General features: G+C 37.5%; 31 protein-coding genes, 1 riboswitch and 1 other annotated feature. Of the genes, 26 read left to right on the top strand and 5 right to left on the bottom strand.

All coding sequences use genetic code 11. The features are described 5' to 3' along the window. Positions 1 to 37: 37 nt before the first annotated feature. The gene (locus CD31_RS05110; RefSeq protein ID WP_036076183.1) at positions 38 to 520 is read right to left on the bottom strand and encodes an MltG/YceG/YrrL family protein; all 483 of its coding nucleotides are present in this window, start codon (positions 518 to 520) and stop codon (positions 38 to 40) included. A gap of 3 nt (positions 521 to 523) precedes the next feature. Next, positions 524 to 976 carry a hypothetical protein gene (locus tag CD31_RS05105; protein WP_244905087.1) on the bottom strand — a complete coding sequence of 151 codons (453 nt, stop codon included), beginning with the start codon at positions 974 to 976 and terminating at the stop codon, positions 524 to 526. 150 nt (positions 977 to 1,126) lie between these two features. Between CD31_RS05105 and rpmG the strand changes: the two genes are divergently transcribed. From rpmG to tyrS, 5 genes are all read left to right on the top strand, one after another. Next, positions 1,127 to 1,276, top strand: a complete 150-nt coding sequence (rpmG, locus tag CD31_RS22855) for a 50S ribosomal protein L33 (RefSeq protein WP_008408521.1) — start codon at positions 1,127 to 1,129, stop codon at positions 1,274 to 1,276. A 112-nt stretch (positions 1,277 to 1,388) separates the two neighbouring features. After that, positions 1,389 to 1,982 carry a 5-formyltetrahydrofolate cyclo-ligase gene (locus tag CD31_RS05100; protein WP_036076179.1) on the top strand — a complete coding sequence of 198 codons (594 nt, stop codon included), beginning with the start codon at positions 1,389 to 1,391 and terminating at the stop codon, positions 1,980 to 1,982. After that, positions 1,975 to 2,184 carry a YqgQ family protein gene (locus CD31_RS05095; protein WP_004231021.1) on the top strand — a complete coding sequence of 70 codons (210 nt, stop codon included), beginning with the start codon at positions 1,975 to 1,977 and terminating at the stop codon, positions 2,182 to 2,184. Before CD31_RS05100 ends, CD31_RS05095 begins: the two co-directional genes overlap by 8 nt. A 280-nt stretch (positions 2,185 to 2,464) precedes the next feature. Continuing rightward, a complete protein-coding gene (locus CD31_RS05090; RefSeq protein WP_036076177.1) occupies positions 2,465 to 4,360 on the top strand; it encodes an LTA synthase family protein in 1,896 nt (631 codons plus the stop codon). 251 nt (positions 4,361 to 4,611) lie between these two features. Then, positions 4,612 to 4,852, top strand: a binding site (T-box leader). Positions 4,853 to 4,995: 143 nt separating this feature from the next. Continuing rightward, complete coding sequence (gene tyrS / locus CD31_RS05085) at positions 4,996 to 6,210, top strand: tyrosine--tRNA ligase (protein WP_036076176.1); 1,215 nt, start codon at positions 4,996 to 4,998, stop codon at positions 6,208 to 6,210. 55 nt (positions 6,211 to 6,265) lie between these two features. Here the strand turns inward: tyrS and CD31_RS05080 are convergent, their stop codons facing one another. Beyond that, positions 6,266 to 6,445, bottom strand: a complete 180-nt coding sequence (locus tag CD31_RS05080; protein ID WP_016993959.1) for a DUF2759 domain-containing protein — start codon at positions 6,443 to 6,445, stop codon at positions 6,266 to 6,268. Between the two features lie 169 nt (positions 6,446 to 6,614). Between CD31_RS05080 and CD31_RS05075 the strand changes: the two genes are divergently transcribed. Next, complete coding sequence (locus CD31_RS05075) at positions 6,615 to 7,259, top strand: MBL fold metallo-hydrolase (protein WP_036076174.1); 645 nt, start codon at positions 6,615 to 6,617, stop codon at positions 7,257 to 7,259. A 75-nt stretch (positions 7,260 to 7,334) separates the two neighbouring features. On the opposite strand, the gene CD31_RS05070 is transcribed toward CD31_RS05075, so the two are convergent. Both CD31_RS05070 and CD31_RS05065 read right to left on the bottom strand, forming a co-directional pair. Next, complete coding sequence (locus CD31_RS05070; protein ID WP_004231035.1) at positions 7,335 to 7,577, bottom strand: DUF2626 family protein; 243 nt, start codon at positions 7,575 to 7,577, stop codon at positions 7,335 to 7,337. A 117-nt stretch (positions 7,578 to 7,694) separates the two neighbouring features. Continuing rightward, complete coding sequence (locus CD31_RS05065; protein ID WP_036076172.1) at positions 7,695 to 8,405, bottom strand: helix-turn-helix transcriptional regulator; 711 nt, start codon at positions 8,403 to 8,405, stop codon at positions 7,695 to 7,697. Positions 8,406 to 8,732: 327 nt separating this feature from the next. Here CD31_RS05065 and comGA point away from each other — a divergent pair, with 327 nt between their 5' ends. The 20 genes from comGA to CD31_RS04970 form a co-directional block, all read left to right on the top strand. Continuing rightward, on the top strand, positions 8,733 to 9,752 hold the full coding sequence (gene comGA / locus CD31_RS05060) for a competence type IV pilus ATPase ComGA (protein ID WP_036076170.1): 1,020 nt from the start codon (positions 8,733 to 8,735) through the stop codon (positions 9,750 to 9,752). Next, positions 9,727 to 10,800: a competence type IV pilus assembly protein ComGB gene (gene comGB, locus CD31_RS05055; RefSeq protein WP_036076168.1), complete on the top strand. Its 1,074-nt coding sequence runs from the start codon at positions 9,727 to 9,729 to the stop codon at positions 10,798 to 10,800. The genes comGA and comGB overlap by 26 nt, the downstream gene beginning before the upstream one ends. Positions 10,801 to 10,810: 10 nt before the next feature. Continuing rightward, on the top strand, positions 10,811 to 11,149 hold the full coding sequence (gene comGC, locus CD31_RS05050) for a competence type IV pilus major pilin ComGC (protein ID WP_016993963.1): 339 nt from the start codon (positions 10,811 to 10,813) through the stop codon (positions 11,147 to 11,149). Further along, complete coding sequence (gene comGD / locus CD31_RS05045; protein ID WP_036076166.1) at positions 11,149 to 11,586, top strand: competence type IV pilus minor pilin ComGD; 438 nt, start codon at positions 11,149 to 11,151, stop codon at positions 11,584 to 11,586. The genes comGC and comGD overlap by 1 nt, the downstream gene beginning before the upstream one ends. Then, the gene (locus CD31_RS05040; protein ID WP_036076164.1) at positions 11,579 to 11,896 is read left to right on the top strand and encodes a hypothetical protein; all 318 of its coding nucleotides are present in this window, start codon (positions 11,579 to 11,581) and stop codon (positions 11,894 to 11,896) included. Before comGD ends, CD31_RS05040 begins: the two co-directional genes overlap by 8 nt. Next, a complete protein-coding gene (gene comGF / locus CD31_RS05035; RefSeq protein ID WP_016993967.1) occupies positions 11,889 to 12,314 on the top strand; it encodes a competence type IV pilus minor pilin ComGF in 426 nt (141 codons plus the stop codon). The genes CD31_RS05040 and comGF overlap by 8 nt, the downstream gene beginning before the upstream one ends. Positions 12,315 to 12,330: 16 nt before the next feature. Next, positions 12,331 to 12,492, top strand: coding sequence for a hypothetical protein (locus CD31_RS05030; protein ID WP_225340350.1), 162 nt, complete (start codon positions 12,331 to 12,333; stop codon positions 12,490 to 12,492). A 20-nt stretch (positions 12,493 to 12,512) separates the two neighbouring features. Next, on the top strand, positions 12,513 to 13,028 hold the full coding sequence (locus CD31_RS05025; protein WP_016993969.1) for a shikimate kinase: 516 nt from the start codon (positions 12,513 to 12,515) through the stop codon (positions 13,026 to 13,028). Between the two features lie 144 nt (positions 13,029 to 13,172). Then, positions 13,173 to 13,265, top strand: a riboswitch (glycine riboswitch). A gap of 248 nt (positions 13,266 to 13,513) precedes the next feature. Further along, entirely contained in the window at positions 13,514 to 14,617 is a 1,104-nt protein-coding gene (gcvT, locus tag CD31_RS05015) for a glycine cleavage system aminomethyltransferase GcvT (RefSeq protein ID WP_036076160.1), read from the top strand. 25 nt (positions 14,618 to 14,642) lie between these two features. Then, positions 14,643 to 15,989 carry an aminomethyl-transferring glycine dehydrogenase subunit GcvPA gene (gene gcvPA, locus CD31_RS05010; protein WP_036076158.1) on the top strand — a complete coding sequence of 449 codons (1,347 nt, stop codon included), beginning with the start codon at positions 14,643 to 14,645 and terminating at the stop codon, positions 15,987 to 15,989. After that, entirely contained in the window at positions 15,982 to 17,445 is a 1,464-nt protein-coding gene (gcvPB, locus tag CD31_RS05005; protein WP_016993972.1) for an aminomethyl-transferring glycine dehydrogenase subunit GcvPB, read from the top strand. Before gcvPA ends, gcvPB begins: the two co-directional genes overlap by 8 nt. Positions 17,446 to 18,282: 837 nt before the next feature. Beyond that, entirely contained in the window at positions 18,283 to 18,420 is a 138-nt protein-coding gene (locus CD31_RS23255) for a hypothetical protein (RefSeq protein ID WP_156113261.1), read from the top strand. Then, positions 18,395 to 18,547: a hypothetical protein gene (locus CD31_RS23250; RefSeq protein WP_156113260.1), complete on the top strand. Its 153-nt coding sequence runs from the start codon at positions 18,395 to 18,397 to the stop codon at positions 18,545 to 18,547. The genes CD31_RS23255 and CD31_RS23250 overlap by 26 nt, the downstream gene beginning before the upstream one ends. 149 nt (positions 18,548 to 18,696) lie before the next feature. Next, the gene (locus tag CD31_RS05000; RefSeq protein WP_036076155.1) at positions 18,697 to 19,122 is read left to right on the top strand and encodes a hypothetical protein; all 426 of its coding nucleotides are present in this window, start codon (positions 18,697 to 18,699) and stop codon (positions 19,120 to 19,122) included. Positions 19,123 to 19,436: 314 nt separating this feature from the next. Beyond that, a complete protein-coding gene (locus CD31_RS04995) occupies positions 19,437 to 20,123 on the top strand; it encodes a hypothetical protein (RefSeq protein WP_245188805.1) in 687 nt (228 codons plus the stop codon). Continuing rightward, entirely contained in the window at positions 20,120 to 21,544 is a 1,425-nt protein-coding gene (locus CD31_RS04990) for a hypothetical protein (RefSeq protein WP_036076154.1), read from the top strand. Before CD31_RS04995 ends, CD31_RS04990 begins: the two co-directional genes overlap by 4 nt. A 36-nt stretch (positions 21,545 to 21,580) precedes the next feature. Next, positions 21,581 to 22,711: a pentapeptide repeat-containing protein gene (locus tag CD31_RS04985; protein ID WP_036076152.1), complete on the top strand. Its 1,131-nt coding sequence runs from the start codon at positions 21,581 to 21,583 to the stop codon at positions 22,709 to 22,711. Positions 22,712 to 22,736: 25 nt separating this feature from the next. Continuing rightward, positions 22,737 to 23,294, top strand: coding sequence for a hypothetical protein (locus CD31_RS04980; RefSeq protein WP_036076150.1), 558 nt, complete (start codon positions 22,737 to 22,739; stop codon positions 23,292 to 23,294). A 184-nt stretch (positions 23,295 to 23,478) separates the two neighbouring features. Continuing rightward, entirely contained in the window at positions 23,479 to 23,886 is a 408-nt protein-coding gene (locus CD31_RS04975) for a DUF4280 domain-containing protein (protein WP_036076149.1), read from the top strand. A 33-nt stretch (positions 23,887 to 23,919) separates the two neighbouring features. Then, positions 23,920 to 25,257: contractile injection system protein, VgrG/Pvc8 family (locus tag CD31_RS04970; protein WP_244905083.1), on the top strand; the 1,338-nt coding region annotated here is incomplete at its 3' end.

The following is a 25,257-nucleotide window of genomic DNA, read 5'->3' as shown; positions in this document are numbered from 1 at the left end:
AGCTGTCGCCTAATATAATGGGCGACAGCTTTGTAAGTTATTGTTTCTTGCCTGTAATTAAATTAGCTATTTCTTCTAAAGTCATGGAAGAATGGACCTCATAGGAGCCGATTTGTAAGCTTCTCGCATATTTAGGATTAGCGAGTAGTAACTCCATTTCCACACTATTAGTAATAATGCCACCGTCTTCAAGCTTTTGTGCCACACTATACGGTGTGATACCACTATAGATTTGCAGTGACATCGTTGTAACATCCGTATTCGTTTCTTCACCAGCTTGTTCAGTTGCATCTGTCGTAGAAGTTTTTTCAGTCGTATGTACTTGCTTTAATTGATCCTTTAACGAGGCAATTTCTTGATTGGCCTTCTTTAGCTTGTTTTGTAGTTCTTCTACCTGTTGTTGATTGGAAAAATCCTTGGTAGGAAGACCGATATTTACATCGAAGCGACTTGCGAGTGCGAGTAATGCCCCAACAAGAAAAATAGCTATGCCAAATGCACGAATGGCAGACTTATTCATCAATCAACGCCCCCCGTTTGCAATCACTTGCCGAACTTGCTCTTCTGTTAAATTTGAGCGAATACTAATATCTGCTACAGAAAGACCCTGTTTATTTAATTCCAGTACCTGACTAATGATGATTTGATGAATCGGTTTTGCTGGTGCTGTTGTTTGTCCAACTTTTGAAGCCTGTGCAGCCTGTTGAACAGCCTGCATGACTTGGTGCACTTTAGGATCTTGACCTTTTGGAGGTATACTTGTTTTTGATTTCACTTGGAACTCGGGCTCTAGTAAAAGTTCTTCCTCGACCATCTTAAGGCGACGCTTTAAATTATTCGTTTCTTGGAAAATGGAGATAGATAATTCTTCGACATCTTGTTCGATTTTTTTCGAGCTATTTTTGAAAAAGAACGAAATAATAATCAGTAAAATGCCAATACTCATTAATACGATGGATAAATCCAATAGTTTCACCTCAATGTAGTATGTAATTATAAGATATTTTACCATATGCAAACTTAATATGAAATGAAGGTAGATTTTTTTTCAGTTTATGTTATAATAGGTTAGTCGTATAAATCATGCTCAAATTTAAATTCTTGATATAGAGTGGGAGGGTTAATGATGCGCGTAAATATTACTTTAGCTTGCACAGATTGCGGCGAACGTAACTACATTTCTAAAAAGAACAAGCGTAACAATCCAGAGCGTCTTGAACTTAAAAAATATTGCTCTCGCGAGAAGAAATACACTCTTCACCGTGAAACTAAGTAATCGCTCATTAAGCCAAAACCACAAGTGGTTTTGGCTTTCTACATTTTATGAAATCATTCGATGAAACGATTCCAAGAGGATATGAAGTTTTCCGATAGAGGAGGTAGCCTAAATGGATAAAACAACCTTACGAAACACGGTACGTCAAGCCCTTGCAACTATGACGGATGAAGACTATCATCATCAATCATTAGCTGTATTAAAAAAGGTGCTACAGGAACCATATATAATAGAAGCAAAAACAATTGGCATGACTATTTCAAATATGCCAGAAGTCGACACAATTCTTTTAATTGAGGAATTATGGAAACTAGGTAAAAAGGTCGCAGTTCCTAAGTGTCACCCGAAAACAAGAGAAATGTCATTTTACGTCATTGAATCATTTTCACAGCTTGAAACTGTATATATGCATTTGCGTGAGCCCATTCCAGCAATATGTGAGTTTGTTGACGCAAATGAGATTGATATCATTGTTGTACCAGGCGTTGTTTTTGATCCATACGGTTATCGAATCGGCTATGGCGGTGGTTATTATGACCGCTATGTATTAAACTATAATAAGGGTAAGCTAATGTCGCTGCTCTTTGATGAGCAAATCATTGATTGTGTTCCTACTGAAGCACATGATTGTCCAGTAGATATCATGGTGACGCCCACAAAACGTATTGACTGTGTTGCACAACGAGGAGCGAATGAAAATGGATAAAATGCTAGATATTTATGAACTCTTGAAAACATATGGGACCTATATTTATACACGTGATCCAATTGGCGATTTGATGTTGATGGAGGATGAAATACGTGAGCTCTATAAAGCGAATGTACTAGATATAAAAGATTATCAAATGGCCTTGCTACTTATTCGACAAGAAACAACAAGACTTCGTATGGAAGAGCATAAAAAGTAATGTTTGAAATATAATGTAATTGGGTATTGTAAAATTAATGTAACATGTATGTAATATTCTGAAAAACAGTGGGTTTCCGCTGTTTTTATGTTTTTACGAAACTTTTTACAATGCAAAACGTATATATAGATATCTGGTGCATAGAAAGAGCAAAGAGAAAAAATTTTCCATAAGATATGTGTTGATTATCTGTTAAAAAAGGATTAATATATATTTTGTTTCCGTAACAAAATGTAAATAATTATTATTTTTTTGTAAGGAAGTAGGGAGGATGTTAGGAATGAAATCAATAAAGTGGCCTAAACATTCATTTATGATACTAGCAATTATAGCAACTTGGATCAAAACGGTCATTGTTTACCACACAAGCTTTGAAATGAAAATTGAAAATGCAATGCAACAGTTTATTTTATTTATTAATCCATTAAGCTTCTTGCTATTTACGTATGGTTTATCACTATTCTTTAAATCAGCAAAAGCTAGAAATCGTTATCTGATTACAGTCAGCGTTATTTTATCCATAGTTTTATACGGAAATGTAGCGTTCTATCGATTCTACAATGATTTTATTACGCTACCAGTATTATTCCAAACAAGTAACTTTAGTGACTTAGGAACATCAGTAGCAGCCATTGTTGAGCCTTGGGATGTATTATATTTCGTTGATGTCGTTATCTTAATCTTAGCGAATAAATTTTTACCGAGAATGAAAGATGCATTTAAAGTGAATATTGAATTCCGTCGTGCATTTTTTGTGCTTGCAATAGCAATGACATTCTTAAATTTAGGATTAGCAGAAACGGAGCGTCCACAATTACTAACACGTAGTTTTGACCGCGAATTATTAGTAAAAAACATTGGTACGTACAATTACCACTTGTATGACATTTATATTCAATCTAAATCATCTGCACAACGTGCGTTAGCCGATGGTAGTGAGCTAGTAGAAGTAAACAACTATATACGCTCTAATCAGGCTGCTGTGAATCCAGAGATGTTTGGCAAATATAAAGGTCGTAACCTAATTGTTGTGTCAATGGAGTCATTACAAAACTTTGTCATCAATAATGACATGAATGGTCATGAGATTACGCCATTCTTAAACTCTTTAACAAAAGATAAAGATACGTATTATTTCAGTAACTTCTATCACCAAACAGGTTTAGGAAAAACATCTGACTCTGAGTTTATTGTTGAAAACTCATTGTTTGGCTTAGGTCGAGGTGCTGTATTCTTCACGCATGGTGGAAATACGTATAATTCAATGGCTGAACGCCTTGGAGAAAATGGTTACTTTACAAATGTCATGCACCCTAATAATAAATCATTCTGGAATCGTGACATGATGTACCAATCGTTAAAAATTAATAAATTCTACGATATAGATTCATATACTGTGGAAGAGGGGCAAGCTGTAAACTGGGGAATGAAAGATGTTCCATTCTTAGAGCAATCAGCTGCTTTAATGAAAGATATGCCACAGCCATTCTACTCTAGACTTATTACATTAACGAACCATTATCCATTTACATTGGACCCAGAAGATATTATGATTCCTGAATATGATTCAAATTCAGGTACATTAAATCGTTACTTCCAAACTGTACGCTACATGGATGAAGCTTTAAAAGACTTCTTCCAACAGTTAAAAGATCAAGGTGTCTATGATAACTCTATTATCGTGATGTATGGGGATCACTATGGTATTTCTGAGAACCATAATAAAGCAATGGCACAATATTTAGGAAAAGATCAAATTACACCAATGGATAATGCAATGCTTCAAGAAGTACCTTTATTCATCCACATCCCAGGAGCTGGCGATGGAAAAGAAATGACTGAGATTTCAGGACAAATGGATTTACGTCCAACGATCTTACATCTTCTTGGCGTTGAAACGTCCAAAGATATGCAAATGGGTGCAGATTTATTCTCTCCAGAGCATGAGGACTTTGTAGTCTTCCGTGATGGACGCTTTATTACAGATAAATACGTCTATGCTGGTGAAGCTTGCTATGACAAAGCAACTGGCGAAGAAATAGATGTTGAGCCATGTCAGCCTTATGCTGATCGTGCCACTATGGAGCTAGAAAACTCCGATGCCATCATCAATGGAGACTTACTTCGCTTCTATGACGAAAAAACAGGTAATTTAAAGCAGGATTCAGTAAAATAATCAATGAGAGATCTCGTGTAGAGATCTCTCTTTTAATATTGCGGATAAAAAGGAATTAGTCACATGCAACCATTTATAAAATTTATTTGTGAATCTTATGCTTAAGAAAACACCCTTCACAATGTTACTACGCTAGGCAAGTGAAAACACTTTATTGACCTTTCTCTATTGACAAAGAAAAAGAGATGATTATAATAAGTGTAAATATCTGCATAACGAAGATTTGTTTTTCGCATTTCGGAGTATAAGAGTGAAAGGCATCGAAAAGAACGAGTAACTTTAATGGAACTGACAGAGAGTAGCCGGTTGTTGAGAGGCGCAAGGGATATTAAAGTGAATACATCTTGGAGCTGCGTACCGAAACTTAAGTAGGCTACGACGGGGTTGCATCCGTAATCATTGCAGAAGTATCGCTACGGCTGTACTTGTTGAGGAGGGCTATGTGAATAGCTCTCGAAAAAAGGTGGTAACACGTTTATCTACGTCCTTTAGGAATTTCCTAAAGGCGTTTTTTTTATGCCTTTTAAGCAGTGGATTTAGATAAAAGTTAGTAAAGCCTTGTCAACAGTCAGTACCTCATGAACTCTTATAGAGCTTGCAATATTAATATTTAATATTACAAGGAGATGTTTCGTATGTTTTTAACACCAAAGGAGCAAATAGCAATTATCAAGAAAGGCGCTAGCAAGATCGTAGATGAGCAGGATTTACTTGGAAAATTAGAGCGATCGTATAAGGAACAGCTGCCTTTAACGATTAAGCTAGGGCTCGATCCGTCCGCACCAGATATTCATTTAGGTCATGCTGTTGTTCTACGAAAAATCAAGCAAATGCAAGATTTAGGCCATCAAGCAGTGATTGTGATCGGTGATTTTACAGGACGAATTGGCGATCCTACAGGTAAAGCAAAGGGGCGAACAGCCTTAAACGACGATACAGTAAAGAAAAACGCCCAAACATATTGTGAGCAAATTTTTAAAGTGTTAGATATAAACAAGACAACGGTTCGTTTTAATAGTGAATGGTTAGCAAAACTGTCCTTTGAAGAAGTCATCAAGCTAGCAGCCACAACATCTGTTGCTCGACTTTTAGAGCGCGAGGATTTTCAGAAACGTTACCAACAGCACATACCAATTGGCATACATGAGTTTTTCTACCCACTTATGCAAGCGTATGATTCGGTAGAGCTTGAGGCAGATATAGAGTTAGGTGGAACGGATCAGACGTTCAATATTCTAATGGGGCGCACCTTACAAAAGCATCGAGGATTAGAAAAACAAATTGCTATTTTTATGCCCCTACTAGAGGGATTAGATGGCATTGAAAAAATGAGTAAGAGCTTAGGTAATTATATTGGTATCAATGAAGCACCTGAGATTATGTTTAAAAAAGTGATGGAAATACCAGATACTTTAATTATCAAATATTTCGAATTAGCAACAGATGAGCATCCACTAAAAGTGCAGGCTATTCAAGAGAGACTACAAAGGGGAGAGAATCCTCGCGATTTGAAATTTCTATTAGCAGAAATTATAACGGCTTTATATCATGGACCTACAGCAATGGAGGAAGCAAGAGCTTATTTTGAAGCAGCATTTCAAAGAAAGGAAATACCCAAAAACAATCCCGTGCTGCTCTTAGAAATTGATAAGGAAAGAATAATGGATATCATTCCACAACTAGTGGAAATAGGTTTTATTCATAGTAAGAGTGAGTTTTTGCGGTTAATCAAGCAAAATGGAGTCTCCTTGAATGGAGAAAAGATAGCGATGGATGATTTATCGCAAGTATTAATGAATAATGATGTCCTACAATTGGGCAAGAAACGATTTCTTCAACTCAATAAGTAATAACAAACAAAAAAAGAGCAATCTCCGAGGAGACTGCTCTTTTTTTGTCTGAATTTTAGTGTAATTTTGGTGGGTAACCGCTGTGAACAATCGTCATGATGACGAACCATCCGAATACAGCAGCACTTAATAAGTTGAAAACAACGCTTAATAGGTTCTTTTCTTTAATTGCTTGGAATGTACCAACTACAGCTAAAATCGCTACTAGACCAAAAATAACCATTAATAAGTTCATTAAAAATAGACACTCCTTTCGACATCAGAAAATGAATGTCGCAAACAATATTCCTCCTTAATTGTAAACGTTCTACTTGTTTTTGTCGAGGACTAAAATACTGCAAACTATGAACATTTATCGTCAAATTGTGGCAAAGTCTGTATAATAGGAAGTTGAGGTGATAACTATGATGAACGTACGAAGTTATTCTCTTGGTCCCGTCCAAACGAATTGCTATATCGTATCGAATAAAGAAAAAGAATGTATCGTATTTGATCCAGGCGAGGAAGCGGAGCGTCTCATTAAAACAATCCGTAGCAACGGCTTAAAACCTCTTGCTATCTTTTTAACACATGCCCATTTTGATCATATAGGGGCAGTGGATGCAGTGCGTGAGGTATTTGATGTGCCTGTATGGATTCATGAAAAGGAAGTTAGTTGGCTAGCGGATCCAACGAAGAATGGCTCTAGTAAATATGCTGCATTACCAGATTATAGGGTAGCTGCACCAGCACAAGACACAATCATCAAAAAAGAACAGCAATTTGAAATAAGTAATTTTGTTTTTCAAGCCGTTTTTACACCAGGGCATTCACCTGGGAGTATTTCCTATATCTTTGAAAAGGACGGTTTTGCCATCGTTGGAGACACATTATTTGAACAGGGTGTAGGACGTACAGATCTATTAGGTGGATCAACCAAAATCTTATTGGAATCTATCCATAATAAACTGTTGACATTACCTGAGGATACTATTATTTATCCTGGACACGGTAATTATACTACTGTAGGCTCAGAAATGGAGACAAATCCTTTTTTAAATGGATTTTAAAATTTGACTAATAAACTGTTTTAGCACATAAAAAAGCGTATCTCACCGAAAGTGAGATACGCGATTTTGTTTGTATTAATGACCGCCACCAGGTACGTGAATGAATGTTGTATAGTACGTGAAGCCAGCGAAGAATACAGTTAAATATGCTCCGAAAATGTACATGTACATACGTTCTGAAAGGTTTAAGAAGCCTAATAATAAGAATAAACCTGTATTACCTAAGAATAATAGCGATACCTCGTTCATACCTCCAAGGTAGAACATAACGGCAAAAATACCTGTCCAGAATGCCATAACTTTATACATATTATCCATGAAATTTCCCCTCCTTTTGCCCACGACACAATAATCTCTTACTCATTATAAATGATATGAAAGGTGTCTGTAAACTGGAACTTCTCCATGTTTGTGACAAACAAATGGATTTTTAATCTAGCTATCGATTTCTGTCACGTTTATTTCATATTTACATAAATCGCAATTATGTATCATACTTTCCATTTGCACAAATTCATTGTTCGTAAACAATGCATCTAATTGCCCTTTTAGATAGGATTCATGTAATGAACAAACAATTTCAGAATAGGATGTCAGTTGCTCCTGGAATGGACAATTGAAAATGGAGAAGATTACTTTTTTTCCATGCTCAGTTTGTTGAATTTGTGGAATATAGCCAATTAATGCGGCATTGTCCGTTAATAGCTGAAGTTTTTCATCGAAGGAAAGAGAATTACTTAATGTCAATTCAGCACTCATATAATTTTTCATTTGCTGGTAGCCGTCTTGGTAGCTAATTTCCTGGCACTTTGTTAATGCAGATGGACCAAAGTCTTCAATTAATTGAATCGTCCATTTTAATAAACGATCTTCCTCACGTCTTGGAAAAGTGAGAGATACACCCTTTTCTGAAGCTTTATAAACACGTCCAGGTCTGCCACCTTTACCTGTTTTTACATAGTCAGCTGTAATAATGTTTATTTCTGAAAGCTTCGTTAAATGAAGTCGAGCAACGTTTGGATGGATACCGAATTTATCAGCAATATGTTGCACAGTAACTGTTTTTTTCTCTTGCAATATGTACTCATAAATAGAGTATCTTGTTTCATCGGCTAGTGTACTAGTAATTTTTAATGGATGGATCATGAGCTTCACCTCTTTAAATTATTATAAAAATTATGTTCGTCTACCAAGTGTTAGGAAAATAATCATGTTGATACTATTATATTGTATTATTGAAAAAGATACAGTTCATTTCGGCATAAATATTAATTTTTTCATGTATTTATATTCTTTTTTAGTGGAAAATTGCACTTTATCCACATTTTTGTAGCAAAAAACATTATTGGTAGAAAATTATCTTATAAATTTTTATTTTCTGAAAAGGGCTTTTCTCGTGGCGAGTTCCTCCTTATACTAGGAAATAACGAATAGAGCGGTCCTATTCGAATGAACTAAAAGAGAGGTGCATATATGCAGAGTTTTGAAACAGTTGTCGAACAAAAATGTGAGCAACTTTTACTAAAGGCCTATCATTTTGGAGCATCCGATTTATTGCTGGTTCCAGGAAAAATAAAGTATCGGATCTATTTTCGGAAATATGATAAACTTCTCCACGCGGGTGAGCTACAAAATGAACTTGCAGAAAGAATGATCTCTTATTATAAATTTCTTGCTCAATTAGATATTAGTGAGCGTCGTAAACCTCAAAGCGGCGCGTTTCAAAAAGCAATGGAGCAAAATTCATATTCGTTTCGAGTATCCACACTGCCTTCTGCATTTTTAAAAGAAAGCTTAATTATTCGTTTACTTCTCCAAAATCATGCATTTCCACTAACTTCCCTAAGCTTTTCCAAAAGCGCTGCTCACCAACTCATGGAGCTAGTACAAAACAGACAAGGTCTTCTATTTTTTACGGGAGCAACAGGCTCTGGCAAGTCTACTTCACTTTATTCCCTAATCCACTACTGTTCCACAGAATTGAATCGACATGTGATTTCTTTAGAAGATCCTGTAGAAAACAGCCAAGCGAATTTACTTCAAATTCAAGTAAACGAGCGAGCGGGCGTTACATATGCTACAGGACTAAAAGCCATTTTACGTCATTCACCTGATGTCATTATGATTGGTGAAATTCGCGATAAAGAAACAGCGAATATTGCCATCCAAGCCTCCCTAACAGGGCACTTAGTAGTCTCCACTATTCATGCAAAAGACTCCATTAATTGTCTCTATCGTTTAATGGATTTAGGTGTGTCGATAGATGAGCTACGTCAAACGGTTATCGGCATAGTTGCCCAAATGCTTGTTCAGACTTCAGGTCTACATGAAGAACGTCGAGCTGTCTATGAAATATTACATGATGATCATCTATCAAGAGCCATCACCGCCATTCAGGATAAGGGAAATTACAAACTTCCTTATGACTTAACATTAAGGGGGCAAAAAGATTTAGTGGAGAGCCTATATGCAGTTACAAACATACATCGATAAAATTGTTCTTTTTTACAATCGGGCTACGAAATGGCGGGTAAAGGAGCAAGCTCAGCTTTTCAATCGATTATGTGTGTTAATGCAGGAAGGATATTTATTTCCACAAGCTATTTCCATGCTACTACCTCATCATATCGAAGCTCATGAGGACATACAGCTGCAAATTGATGAAAAGCTCAGACAAGGAGTAGGTGTTGCAGAGATATTTGAAATCTTACAGCTAGGGAATCATTATTTAATGGCAATTAAGGTGGCAGAAAACAATGGTCATATGATAGAAGCGTTTAAAGGTGTGGCTAAGCAGATAACAGTAAGTGAAAAGACTAAGAAAAAGCTAATCAAGCTGCTGATCTACCCTGTCACACTGATGTTCTTTTTATTGTTGTTATTTTTTGTGTTTCGTACATTTTTTTTACCGAACATTGAAAGAATGGTCGTCAGTCGTACCTCTGAAACAGAAGAGACAAGTATTGCATTGTCCAATATGTTATTACATGTCCCAGATGTAGTCATCTTGACCATGTTCATAGTAATAGGCAGCTTAATCATTTTTCGATTCTATCTCAAACGACAAGCTGTTGCGCATCAACTAACAATTTTATTAAAAATCCCCTTTATACAGCGCTATTTTAGGCTGGCATTGACAAGGCAGTTTGCTGCTTATTTAGGCAGCTTACTACAAAGTGGATTTTCATTACAAGCAAGCCTTCAGCTATTAGAGGAACAGCAGCTACAACCATTTCTCCAAGTTCTTTCACAGCGTATAAAAGAAAGAGTCATCTTTGGAGAATCACTGACACAGGCGGTAACGATAATGGCCGTTTTTCAAAAAGATTTTCCAATGTTCGTTGAGCATGGCGAGCACAGCGGATATTTAGGAAAAGAATTAGTATTGTATAGTGATTTATTAATGGAAAAGCAGGAGCAGCTTTTACAAAAAATATTAGCTTTTGTGCAGCCTAGCTTCTTTATCCTTATAGCTGCTTGTATAATAGCAGCTTATATCAGTTTATTATTACCCATCTATCACATGATTGAATTAGTTTAGGAGGTAAATGATGAAACGTATCAACCAACAAGCTGGTTTTACTTTAATAGAGATGCTTATAGTTTTGCTAATTATATCTATCCTCATTTTAATTACAATCCCAAATGTTACAAAACATTTCGCCACAATAGATAAGAAAGGCTGTACGGCTTATATAAGCATGGTGCAAGGTCAAGTAGAGGCTTATCGTGTAGATAATATGGCCTATCCTACCTTAGATGATTTAGTGGCAAAAGGTTATTTAAAGGAAAATGAAACAACCTGCCCCAATAAAGAAGAAATAGTGATTACTAATGAGGGAGAGGTACGTCCAGCCAATGTCAACTTGGAAACAGGTACGGATAGCTAATGAATGTTCATAAAAATGGTGGTTTTACAATTCTTGAAATGCTGATTGTCTTATTTCTTGTTATGAGTTTAACAGCGATTGTTAGTAAATTTTCATTGAAAATAGCAGAAACCAAGGAAATAGAACGATTTTTTACGCAATTACAACTCGATATTCAATATATTCAAACCTATAGTATGAGCCAACGGCAATATATAGCCCTGAAAGTGGAAGGTTCAACAAATCGTTATAGTATTCAAAAAGATTTTTTTACCCATTTATATGAACGCTCTTTTCCGAAGGGGGTTGAATTTTTGCCCGCAGAGAGTTCCATTCAAACACTTGTCTATAATTACAGCGGCAATGTGATGTCCGCTGGTACTATGGCGTTTAAAACTCCACAGGGTAAGAAAAAAGTAATCATAACATTAGGGCGAGGGAGAGCTAGGATTGAATGAGTCAGGCTATTCTTTTGTAGAAACTATTTTAGGTGTGGGGATTTTAATGATACTTTGTACCTCGTTAATTCCCATTACCTATACGATGAAAACAAATCTTGCTAATAAAAAAATGGAGCTAGTTGCAGCTGAAACAGCATATGAAGGTTTAAAACAGTATCTTGCGATTCAAGTAACAGAGGGCACTCGGACCATTGAACAGGTTGCTTATCACTGGATAGTTGATGAACAACAAGTTTGTGTCGAATTTCAAAATTTACAGGAGCCACGCCAAAAATGTATCCAAGTGACAGGTGAAGTACATGAATGAGAAGGGCTATACATTAATAGAAGCTATGTTTCAATTAGTTGTTTTTGTGCTTATTTCTCATTTTTTTGTCCTTATCATGCTGTGGTTTGCTGAAATGAGATTCACTATGCTAACAGATGAACAAACAAAGTGGGAACTATTTGTTTCTGATTTAAATCTCTCTCTAAAAGATATTTCCACCTTTTCCGTTCGAGACGATCAAAAAAGAATGACTTTCCAAACAGCCGATACGCTCCATCATATTGATTGCTACTCGAATATTATTCGTGAGCAGGTAAAGGGTGGACATGTTCCCATGCTAATAGGAATCAATAAATGTCAATTTAGCTATTCCGAAAATAAGCTGACGGTGGCTGTAAAAATGACTAGTGGTATTCAAAAGGAGCGAACCTTTTATGTGCCAATTATTGAAAAATGACAGAGGGGCTATTTTTTTGATCGCAATTGCATTATTATTTTTTGTAACTACTTTTGTTCTTGCGTATTATATGTCTTATGAAATGCAGTATCGAACATATGATGGGCTAGAAAAATTGAATGTTCGAGCTACGATAAATTTATTGGGACAAATTTTGTCAGACAGTGTAGAATCGTAGTTATAAGAAGGTGAATCGAATTGCGAAAAATATATTTAGTTGGTTTTATGGGTAGTGGAAAAAGTGCGTTAGGAAGACGCTTAAGCTATTTATTGAAGATGCCATATTATGATATGGATCATGAGATTGTGCGACAGCAGGGGATGACAATTCCACAGATTTTTGAAAAATACGGTGAGGCCCACTTTCGAGAAATAGAAACAGAATTTTTGAAAAATTTTAGGGACGAGGCTTGTATTATTTCGACTGGTGGTGGCGTTGCCATCAATGCTGAAAATCGAAAAATTATGAGACGCAGTGGACTGGTATTTTTTTTAGATGCGTCGTTTGAGGATATTTATAAACGAGTTCAGCATGATCCAAATAGACCCATTGTACAGAGCTCTACAAAGGAGGAGCTAGAAGGTCTGTATCACTACAGAAGGAAGTTTTACCGTGATGCAGGTCATATTCAGGTACTGACAGAAGGTAGGACGATTCGCCAAATTCTAGAGTATTTAGTATTTCAAGTAAAAAGGTTGAAAAACGAACGATAATCACTTTTTGCTACTTTAATGTTCGTCTTTTATTATCTTTTAAAAAATGATTGCCTTTCCAATGCATTTAATGTTAGGATATAGACAAATAAGTAACTAAATGTTCATTGAATACTAAATAGTACCAAGATTTATCTTGGGCGGATGATTGTGCGGGGAGAGAGCGTGGAGACGCCACCGAAGGAGCAAGTAGCAATGGGCTATGAATCTCTCAGGTAAAAGGACTCGTACAAGACGCAACTCTGGAGAGAGCTGTAGTATAACAATAACAGCCACCAAAGGGGAAAGCCGACTGATTGGCAATAGTGAAGCTTGCGAGCCAGTCTGGTGTAACTTTCAGGTGCAAGGACAGAGAATCCCGAAAAGGGGTTCGTCTGTCTTTTTTTATGTCTATAGCCTGTTTTATGCGATTGACTGTAGGAATACAAAAAGCAGACGAACTACTACCAGTAAAAATGTAACTAACAATAAGGGGGCAAAAAAGAATGGCGAATGAATTAAAACGTACACCTCTATTTGAAGAATACGCGAAATATGGTGCAAAAACAGTTGACTTCGGTGGATGGGAATTACCAGTTCAATTCTCTTCTATTAAAGAAGAACACGATGCAGTGCGTAATCGTGCAGGCTTATTTGATGTATCACATATGGGAGAGATTTTAGTAACTGGTCCCGATGCATTAGATTTTTTACAAAATCTGTTATCGAATGATGTCTCAAAAATTGTCGACGGTCAAGCGCAGTACACGGCAATGTGCTATGAAGATGGTGGCGTTGTTGATGATTTATTAACATATAAATTAGCTGACAATCACTATTTATTATGTGTCAATGCAGCCAACATTGAAAAAGACTATGATTGGATGATGGAAAATCAGCATCAATATGATGTGACGATTGATAACCAATCGGATGCCTACGCACAAATTGCTCTGCAAGGACCATTAGCAGAAGAAGTTCTTCAATCCCTTACTTCAACTGATGTAAGTGCCATTAAATTTTTCCGCTTCCAAGAGAATGTTGAGGTTGCAGGACATAAAGTATTAGTTTCTCGCAGTGGCTATACAGGAGAAGATGGCTTTGAATTATATGGCGCTCCAGAAGACATCAAAGCGCTTTGGGGGAAAATTTTAGAGGCAGGTCAAGAAAAAGGTGTTGTTCCAGCTGGACTAGGATGTCGTGATACACTTCGTTTTGAAGCGGGGCTACCACTATATGGTCAAGAGCTATCAGCAACAATTTCTCCACTGGAGGCTGGTATTGGCTTCGCTGTGAAATTAAATAAAGAAGACTTCATTGGTCATGAAGCGTTAGTAGCTCAAAAGGAAAATGGATTACCACGCAAACTTGTAGGCATTGAAATGATTGATAAAGGCATTCCACGCCATGGCTACAAAGTGTTTAAGGATGGTCAAGAAATCGGTGAAGTGACAACTGGTACACAGCTTCCTTCATCTAAACGTAATGTTGGTCACGCATTAATTGACAGTCAATTCGCAACAATCGGAACTGAGCTAGAAATCGAAATTCGCGGTAAACACTTAAAGGTAATAACAGTAGAAACACCGTTTTACAAGCGTTCAAAATAATAGTTGAAAAGAGGGACCTACATTTATGAAACATCGTTATTTACCTATGACGGAGCAAGATCAAAAAGAAATGTTAGACGTAATCGGTGTATCCTCAGTCGATGAGTTATTTGAGGATATTCCTGAGAAAGTCCGTTTTAAAGGCCTTTATGATATTAAAGAAGCTAAATCAGAATCTGCTTTATTAAAAGAATTAACGGCACTTGCTGCTAAAAATAAGGATACAAATGCCAATGTATCATTTTTAGGCGCAGGTGTTTATAACCACTATAAACCAGTGATCGTGGACCATGTTATTTCTCGTTCAGAGTTCTATACGGCTTATACACCATATCAACCTGAGATTTCACAAGGTGAGCTACAAGCCATCTTTGAATTCCAAACGATGATTGCCGAGCTAACGGGTATGGATCTTGCAAACTCTTCTATGTATGACGGTGGTACAGCTTTAGCAGAGGCAGGTATGCTGGCAGCTGGTCATACGCGTCGCAAGAAAATTTTAGTGTCTGAAGCAGTGCACCCAGAATATCGCGATGTTGTTGCTACATATGCCTACGGTCAATCCATTGAGATTGTGACTATCCCGCAAAAAGATGGTGTGACAGATGTGGATGCATTAAAAGAGTTGATCGATGACAACACAGCAGCTGTTATTGCACAATATCCAAACTTCTTCGGCCAAGTGGAAGACATCCAAGTGATCGGGGATATTGCACATGCTGCAAAAAGCTTACTTGTTGTATCTTCTAACCCACTTGCATTAGGAATCTTAACGCCTCCTGGCAAGCTTGGCGCTGATATTTGTGTAGGTGATGCGCAAGTATTCGGTATTTCTGAAGCCTTCGGTGGCCCACACTGTGGTTTCTTTGCAGTAACAACAAAATTAATGCGTAAGGTCCCAGGACGTCTTGTTGGTGAAACAGTTGATGGTGAAGGCCGTCGTGGTTACGTTTTAACACTACAAGCACGTGAACAACATATCCGTCGTGATAAGGCAACTTCAAATATTTGCTCAAACCAAGCACTTCTTGCACTTGCAGCTTCTGTAGCGATGACAGCTCTAGGAAAACAAGGTATCCGTGAAATGGCTACTCAAAATATTGCGAAAACACGTTATGCAAAAAATGCCTTTGAAGCAGCAGGCTTTACAGTAGCATTCCAAGGTGTACACTTTAACGAAATCGTAGTGAAAACGAATAAATGTGTGAAGGAAATCAATAAAGGCTTAATCGAAAAGGGTATTATCGGTGGCTATCCTTTAGGTCAAAATTATGACTCTCTGAAAAATCATGTGCTAATCGCAGTAACTGAATTACGCACGAAGGAAGAAATTGATGCACTTGTTGCAGAAATGGGGGCTCTTAATGCATAACGAAAATCAATCACTCATTTTTGAAATTTCAAAAGAAGGTCGCGTTGGCTATAGTTTAGAAGCACTAGATGTACCTGAAGTAGACCTAGCAGATTTATTACCTGCAAACCTAGTACGTTCAGAGGCAGCAGAACTACCTGAAGTATCTGAGCTGGATATTATGCGTCATTATACAGCACTTTCCCGTAGAAACCATGGGGTAGACTCGGGCTTCTATCCGCTTGGCTCTTGTACGATGAAATATAATCCGAAAATTAACGAAACAGTTGCACGTCTTTCAGGCTTTGCAAATGTTCACCCATTACAGGATGAATCAACAGTCCAAGGGGCAATGGAACTTCTTTATGATCTTCAAACGTCTTTAGTAGAAATTACAGGGATGGATGAAGTTACATTACAACCAGCAGCAGGTGCTCATGGTGAATGGACAGCGTTAATGATGATTCGTGCGTTCCATGAAGCAAATGGTGAAGGTCACCGTAACAAAGTAATCGTGCCTGACTCAGCTCACGGTACAAACCCAGCCTCAGCGACAGTAGCGGGCTTTGAAACAATCACTGTCAAATCGGATGAAAATGGCTTAGTTGATATCGAAGACCTTCGCAAAGTAGTAGGTTCTGATACAGCAGCACTCATGTTAACTAACCCGAATACACTAGGGTTATTTGAAGAAAACATTATCGAAATGGCAGAGCTAATTCACTCTGTAGGCGGTAAAGTGTACTATGATGGTGCGAACCTCAATGCCGTTATGAGTAAAGCACGTCCTGGCGATATGGGCTTTGACTGTGTGCATTTAAATCTACACAAAACATTTACAGGCCCACATGGTGGCGGTGGTCCAGGTTCTGGTCCAGTAGGCGTAAAAGCTGATTTAATTCCATTCCTACCAAAACCAGTATTAGTAAGAACTGAAGAAGGCACATACCACTTTGACTACGATCGTCCACAATCAATCGGACGCGTAAAACCTTACTATGGTAACTTTGGTATCAATGTTCGTGCTTATACGTATATTCGTACAATGGGGCCAGATGGCTTAAAAGCTGTTACAGAATATGCTGTATTAAATGCAAACTATATGATGCGTCGCTTAGAGCCATTCTACGATCTACCATATAACCGTCACTGTAAACATGAATTTGTCTTATCAGGTCGTCGTCAGAAGAAGCTAGGCGTTCGTACATTAGATATCGCAAAACGTTTGTTAGACTTTGGCTACCATCCACCAACAACATACTTCCCATTAAATGTGGAAGAGGCGTTAATGATCGAGCCAACTGAAACAGAATCTAAAGAAACATTAGATGCATTCTGTGATGTAATGATTCAAATTGCGAAAGAAGCAGAAGAAAATCCATCAATCGTTCAAGAAGCACCTCATACAACAGTCGTATCTCGTCTAGACGAAACACGCGCTGCTCGTACACCAGTGCTTCGTTATCAAAAAGCATAGTCTACAAAACCGTTCACGTTTAGGTGAACGGTTTTTTTTGCACCTTAAATTACAAGCTGAATGAATGAACATTGGATTTTAGCGTGCTGGCGACGTAATATAAAGCCAAATAAAAGTGTGACTGATTACTGCCTCATGACTTTTGGGAAGAAAATCATAAAAGGAAAGCAAGGTTTTCGATTATTTTGTTTAGATGTAATTTTCCAAGGATAAGAGGGTGAAGTTGTAAATGAAGAGGTGAACAATGCTATTTCTCCTAACTATTTTTGGAGGTTGGACTTTCCTTTTTGAAAATCATAATATCTGAAAGAAAAGTACAAATGCTTAAAGAACTATTTTATATATATTCATCCTAAAAGACTAATGTCGTTATATGATTAATACTTTTTATTCATTTTTCCTATATAGAAGATTATTTTAAAAAACAGCTTTGGGCCCAAGAGTAATTGAACCTTTAGTTTTTTTTTTATAAAAAAATAGGATTAATCCTATATTAACTGAAAAAATATCATAATTATTATATGTAACATTTTTACTAAAAATACTTTAAATTGTTTTTAATTACAATATCTTCTATAGAAAATATTGACATTAATTTTTGGTGTTGTATAGTTACTTTTGTGATACATCCTATCATTAGTGAATAAAAAATGCATAAAAGTAGAATTAGAGTTTCTAGTACATAGCTTAGCCTCAAATTGATTTTTATTCCTGAAATATTCTTTAAAAGAAGTAGTTATATAATTCTAATCCTGTATTTTTATCACTAAATGTTTATGCTTACCCGAAATTCGTTATCTAAAGGAGGGACGGCTGTAGAAATATACAGCCAAATGAATGGAGATTATTAATCAAACAAACAGAACCATGCTATTTGAAGAAATTAATCCTGAAAAAATGGACTTAATTACGCTTGTTGGAGATGTGAAGGGAATCGACAGTCTAAGTGATGAAAAGATTAAAGAAATTCCATGATGGAGATGATATCGGCTACATTATCGACGAGAAAACGAGCACGTGTCAAATTGACCTTGTGTTTAATGGCAATGTGAAGAATTTAGAAGTAATGATTACAAAAGGGACAAGTGCTGTTAAAGCCTAACAAGTTTAAACATACAATTATTCAATTTTTCAGTCGTATGTTTAAGATTTTTTAAATCTTTTAACATAAATAAGAATCGAGAGACTAATTGCTAATATTCTGCAGAACAGTTAGATGTCTTGATTTAACAAATTTTAGGGGGTAAGAAAATGGGTTTTGTATTAAAAGTAGAAGGTTCAGAGGCAATTGAATTAGGCTTAGAAAGCATCATGACTGTCGAATATGAAACAGATACACCAAATGATTCGAACGCTCGCTCTACAGATGTTGGAGCCACTTTAAAAGTAAGAGGTAAAATTCTTACAGCAACTGATGGTGATAATTCTGATGATACGATGAAATTAGGTTTATGGTCATTAGTACCAGCTGAAAAGGCTGACTGTTACCGTAAAGTGACATTAGAGGTTGTTTCAGCGGATCAAGTAGTAAGAAAAATTCATTTCCCGAACGCTTTTGTGGTGGATTATACAGAAAGATATGGTGACACAGAAGGTATCGGTGAATTCTTCTTATTTATTAAACAAAAGAAAGACAAAACAGACTTGGCAAAAATCGAGGGTGGCTACGCTGTCTAAGATTGCAGCAGGATAAAACACTACTAATTATCTAAGGAACTTTTATAGTTCCTTAGATTATTTTTAATCTCCCTAAAATTACTTTAAAGGCGGAAATAAAAGATCCTATACATAGAAAAGATAGCACTCAAACTCATATTTTTGTGAGGAAGAAGTAGAGAGAAGCATTGCCAACAGGTATGCCTTTGATGAGATGGTTGAGGCAATGGAAGGATCAGATTTCAAATTCTGTGTCATGAAGGATGTGTAGGGACTAAGCAAATAATAGTTGATAGGTTGAAATATAGTTGATGAAAAAACGGAAGGTGATTGGGATGAAGTTTATAGATGAAAAAATTATTGCATTAAGAAATGAAATGAGAGAGCAGGAGCAACATGAGCTAGCCCAGCGACAAGTAGCCATACAAAAGGAACAGGAGCCTGAGCAGGCATCTAAGCAGGAGGAACAAGACCTAGAAAAAGTAAATATCTATCAAAGCTACATCATCATTGATGATGAGAAGATAGGGGTGATGGAGCAGTCGTTATTGGATGGTAAAATGACGATTCGTATGCCAAAACTATTTTCTAAGATGTCTACTGAATTAGCAGCCTTAAAGTACCCATCGGACCGTCGACCAAATCTAATTTATACAGATGAATCCTCATCGATTAATCTTGCCTTCAACCTGACTCCACATCGATTACAGGAGGAGGGAGTTGCTGCTTTTCAAGAAAATATGATTGATATCCTTGAACAAGCTCAACCTTCAGCTGATTGGCTCGATACGGATGTCCTGAAGATTGACGAAAAGACAGTAGGCTTTTTAGAGATTATTACACCGGCTATTGATGGCGATATTTTTAATTTAATGTTCTTTGCCTCTATCGAAGGAATAGCACTTATTGGAACCTTCAATTGTATGGAGGAGGACCTTGAAACTTGGCGTCCGATTGCGAGAGCTATGATGGAATCCTTGCGATTTGCTTCAAATAGTAGGAACGGAGGGGGAATACGATGAGTAGTGTCGTGACAGCTTATCATAATATTCAAATTCTACCTTTTGAGCTTATTAGTATTCAAGAGCTTACTATCGTAAAAAAAATGAATGAACATGCTACGTTACGTTTTACTGGTATTGTGCCTGAAGTAGCGAGAGACACATATGTGGAAATGACGGAGGCAAAATCAGCAATTGAAGTAAATCAGCTTAATCATCTTGGTATACCTTCACCCTTATTTAAAGGTGTAATTTTAGATGTGAAGGTTCGTTCAGTTCGTGGCATTTATTATATTGAAGTAGAAGCGGCTTCAAGCACCTACCAGCTAGACATTAAAAAGAAAAATCGCTCCTATCAGGATAAGGAAATGACCTATTCGTCTTTATTCAAACTATTACATCCTTTTTATCCTGGTCTTGACATTATTGATGAAGCAACAAAGGGTGCTAAATTAGACAAGTTTACGCTGCAATATCGAGAGACAGATTGGCAATTTTTAAAAAGACTAGCCTCACGTTTTAACACTGGACTAGTGCCTGCTGCTACCTTTGATAAGCCAAAGTTCCATTTTGGTGTGCCTGCTGGTAGAGCTAAAGGCAAGCTAGAAGATTACCATTATACGACCCGAAAAAAACTAGCAGATTACCTTCTATATACAGAGAATGGTAATGGAGGTATGGGAGAGCATGACTTTCTATACTATGAGGTGGAAACAGATAAGGTAATGGAAATAGGAGACCATGTCACTTTTCATCAACAAACGCTTTATATATGTGAAGCATACACAACCATGAAGGATGGCTTGCTGAAACATTATTATACGCTGTCAACGAAAAATGGCATGAATAAAAGTGAACTATTTAACGATGCGATCTCAGGCTTATCACTGGAAGGAAAAGTATTAGAAGTCGCAAAGGATCATATTAAGGTGCATTTAGCGATTGATGAGAAGCAGGATAAAGGCAAAGCACATTGGTTTCTTTATTCTACAGGCTATACAGCAGAGGGACATAGTGGTTGGTATTGTATGCCTGAAATTAATGATTTTGTTCATGTCTATTTTCCTTCACATCGGGAGGAGGAAGGAATTTCTAGCAGCTCCATACGAAAAAATTTAGATACTTCAGCAACGAACAAACTAGATGATCCCTCAACCAAATATTATCGTACAGCCTTTGGTAAAGAAATTAAAATGAGTCCAACTGAAGTGGTTATTACTGCACAGGATGGGGATATTTTTATTCGGCTAAACGAAGCAAATGGTATTGAAATATTTAGTAAAAAAGAAATTAAACTAATCTCTGAGGCAGATATATCAGTGAATGCGAGTAAGAAAATTCTTTTGTCTGCGGAGGAAGAAATTTCTTTAAAATGCAAAGAAAGTAAAATAACGATGAATGGCAGTGTGCAGATTTTTGGGAAGGAAGTAAAGGCAAATTAAAATGGTTGCGTGTGAATGAGAAGGAAGGAGACTTATATGCAGACACAGGGAGTTTTACAGCATTTTTATGATAACGAAGTAGAAAAAAGAAGGTTGAAATATCTCTTATTGCTCGAGGATTTTTTTCAAGCCTCCAAGGATAGGCTCGCTGATGATTTTAGGATGTCTTTTCAAAAAATATGTCAGCAACTCAAACAACAGCAAACGCTTCAACAGAAAGGACCGATTGCACATATTACGTTTTCAATGCTACGCACAGAGCTACTAGAGAGCAACCCTCACTATTTAGTAGAAGCTACGGATGAGGAATGGTTTTTTGATATTCATCCACTTTTAACTACTTATGATGCAGGCTGGGCGCATCATTTTTTAGAGCAATACATTGAAGAATTAAGTTTGTATAGCAAAACTTTTATGGGGGCAATTACTCAGGCAGATATAGATCGCATTAGACTTCAGGACGCCAAACATTTTCACCAATATGTAATAAGTCTCGCTAGATATGCGCTACCTGACATTATTCGATGTCCAGAGTATTTGGCGCTAGATCGGGATGTGGCTGTCGAGATACGTGTAGGCGAGTTTATGGATATGAATGAGGTTGTCTATAGCGAGGATTTTTCAGCGAAGGATAGTGAAGAAATAAAGGCTTGGCTAGATGAACAATTAGAGGAGGAATATCCATACGAGGTATTTAGCCATTTAAATTTAGCAGGTGGGCGATATGAAGGCTTGGATATTCGCTATGCCTTTTTCCACAAAGCCAATTTAACCAATTGTCATATGCGTGAATGTCTGTTGATTGGTACTAGCTTTCGGGAGAGTCAGCTAATGGACACGGATTTGAGCTTTAGCACAATTTATGAGGCGGATTTTAGTAATAGTCAGTTACAGGGAGCGAATTTTCAACAAGTACAAGGAGCGAGTGGTCTACTAGATCGTCAGAAATGGGAAATACCTGGCTATTTACCGGTTCGTTTTACCGATGCGAATTTAGAAGGCGCCAATTTTGAGCTAGCGAATTTACGAGGGGCCAGCTTTATGGGGGCAAATGTTAGAAATACAAATTTTGCGGGAGCCAATTTAGAAATGGCTATTTTCTCTAAGGAAGCAAAGGAATATGTAAAGCTAGATCCATTCCAGGCTGCTAGTGTCATTTGGAAGTAGACAGTGTGAAAAAAGGAGACGAAAGATGAACTATTTTATTCTATCTCAAGATGAACGTATCACAAATGCTGTGAAACCTGTTGGTATCGCCCAAGTGATTAAAAAAGAGCTATTAACCATTGAAAGAATGGAAGAATTAGAGGAACTTGAACGGCAATTTCCTGTATTAGAAAAAGGCGAGATGGTGTATACCGATCTCATAGAAAAGCCAATCATGCTTATTTCTGATGCTGTTAAACAATTAGTGGAAAAGTATGTCCCAAATATGCCATTTAAAGCAGTTGTTCTCACGGATATGCCTAAATTAATGCAAACCTTATATTGGCTGGTGATCCCACCAAGAGTGCGTTGTCTTTCCACTCAAACGGAATTTCATCTGGATGGTACGTTGAAGAAGCTAGTCATAGATGAGCAGTTGGCTGCTCCTTATTCATTCTTTCAAATTGAGGGCATTAAAGAACAGTTTATAGTGGTAAACATTGAATTAGCAGAGAGTATTCTACGCAGAGATTTTCGGGGAATACGATTACAAAAAATACAAACTGAAGGAAGATGGAACGACATTCTTTCTGTAGGAAAATAGATGAGGTGCTTGAAAAAGGATTAAAGCACATGATGGAAGGTGCTTTAGATAAATGGTAGGGAGAAAATAGCGAGATTAAAATTAGAGCAATTTGAAGAAAGAGTCGTCAGACGTAAGTATTGCAGTTAAGTCTTATGTTTAGCAAAAGTGGTAACACCTTACGTATCGAAAGGATGGTTTTTCTATGTCAGAAGAATTGCAGACAAAGGGTGGCGACCAACGGAGTTATGTCGTAGCTGGTGCCAAATTATCCTGTTCACAAGGAGATCAAACGAGTATTTTAAAAATGCCAGTCAGTCACGGTGTTTATACGAAAAATAAGGCGCAGATGAATACGATGGATTATAAGCCTTATGTCAATATTCAACCATTTGGCTTATGCCAGACATTAGCGAATCCAACTGTTGCGGCAGCTACAGCTGCTAATAATGGTGTCTTAAAGCCCATGCCCTGTACACCTGTGATTACAATGCCCTGGATTAATGGGAAGGATGATCAATTAATTGAAAATCATCCAGCGTTAGTTAGTCAATCGATTAATATGTGTATGTATTGTGGAACGATAAAAGTAGAAGATGATGGGCAAGAATAAGCGATTGTCCCCTGAGGAAAGAAGGGAATTCATGTGAACACATACGAGGAAGTAATCGGATACGGTGAGCTTGAACTCGTATCCCCCTATGAAATCCAAACATTGCATAATCTCACGTTGACTCAAACAGTGAACGACCATGCAAGATTAGCAATAACGGGATTTATTCCTGCGGAAAAGAAAGATAGTTGTATGCAGCTTGCCAGTACGACAGATCGAATAGAGCTCTATCAAAAACACAAAGGTCAACGGCTGCATGCGCTTTTTAAAGGGCAGGTAACAGAAATTGCGGTACGAATGACAAGGGGTGTATATCAAGTTGAATTAGAGGCTGTTTCTTCTACATTCACCTTGGATTGTAAACAAAAATACCGCTCCTTTCAGCATCATAAAATGACTTATGAGGCGATGTTAAAAAAGGTGCTAGAAGATTATTCAGGTGCAGATGTTATTGATACTGTATCGAAAGCTACTCCTCTTAAGCAATTTATATTACAATATAAGGAGACGGATTGGCAATTTTTACAACGTATGGCCTCCCATTTTCGGGCTGTATTAGTCGCCGCAGTGGATGCTGATAAGCCGAAGTTTTGGTTTGGCCTACCTGAAGGGCGAATGCAAAAGCTTTCCTTGGCAAATTATACGATCTTAAAGGATCGCTCTAAGTTTTTACATAGTAAGCATAATGACATCGAGCAGCCAATTGAAGAGCGGGATACAGTTGCCTACGTGATAGAATCTAGAAAAACATTGAAACTGGGTGATCGCGTTCTGCTCCAGGGCAAGGAGCTGGTAGTAGCCAAGTCTATCGCCCGCATGAAGCAAGGCATCCTTACCTATGAGTATCATCTGCTGTTCGAAAAAGGCATACGTCAAGATAGGCGCAGTATTCCGTTCCTACCGGGCACAGCGATTGAAGGAAAGGTATTAGAGGTCAAAAAGGATCAGGTTCGAGTCCACCTCAGTATCGATGAGACACAAAAAAAGGAAGAAGCTACGTGGTTCCCACTTGCTACGCCTTATACGGCAGAGGGACATAGTGGCTTTTACAGCCCACCAGAGGAAGGAGATAGCGTCCACCTAACCTTCCCAACACATCGAGAGGAAGCAGCGTTTGTTCGTCATAGTGTACGAAAGGGTGGCGAGTCCAACCCGAAAACAGCTGATCCCAAAACGTCTTACTGGGGTACACCGAAAGGGAAGGAAATGAAGCTAGACCCACAGTCCGTAACATTTACCGCCAAGGAGGGTGCCGTCTTTCTGCAGCTCCATCAGGACAGCGGCATCACTGTGCATAGTAAGCCCTCCTTGCTGGTCAAAGTCAACGACACGATCACCTTTGCCGGAAAACGTGTGTCCATGAGTGCAGCG

The organism is Lysinibacillus boronitolerans JCM 21713 = 10a = NBRC 103108, assembly GCF_000772935.1.
Classification (GTDB): domain Bacteria; phylum Bacillota; class Bacilli; order Bacillales_A; family Planococcaceae; genus Lysinibacillus; species Lysinibacillus boronitolerans.
Note: the sequence above shows the minus strand (reverse complement) of the source record. Positions and strands in the feature narration are given on the sequence as shown.